General features: G+C 33.5%; 1 protein-coding gene. It reads left to right on the forward strand.

The features are described 5' to 3' along the window. Nucleotides 1-257 (forward strand): hypothetical protein (locus CHM34_RS19510; RefSeq protein WP_169713838.1); only part of this gene is annotated, 257 nt, incomplete at its 5' end. Nucleotides 258-433 lie beyond the last annotated feature (176 nt).

The raw sequence follows: 433 nt of genomic DNA on the forward strand, positions 1-433 counted from the left end.
AGTACACCCCTCTTGAACTAGATGGACAATTTCCAGATGGACTATCAAAAATTGTAGAAGACAGATGGAATTTTTGTTTAAGAATGGAAAAAGAGATGAGAGAAACAACTCTAGCAAGCATATTGCCTGATTTGACTAAGGAGCAAATAGAAAAAGCAGTCAAAAGGCACAATTCCAAGTTTACACCTAAATATAGGGCATTCTTCATTCTCCAAAACAAAATGGAAGATATTATACAAAGAACAAACAAAGCATAGAAGAACTTGTACAAAAAGATTGAAGATTTTCTTGAAGAAGAAAAAAAAGAAAAAGAATAGAAGAAGGGAGAAGAAGAAAAGAAAGAAGAAGAAGAGAAGAAGGAAGAAGAAAAGAAAGATGGAGAGGAGAAAGAAATAGAGGAAGAGACACAAAAACAAGATGAAACAGCAACAGC

Origin of the sequence: Paludifilum halophilum, assembly GCF_002245355.1 — a bacterium.
In the GTDB taxonomy this organism is placed as follows: domain Bacteria; phylum Bacillota; class Bacilli; order Thermoactinomycetales; family DSM-45169; genus Paludifilum; species Paludifilum halophilum.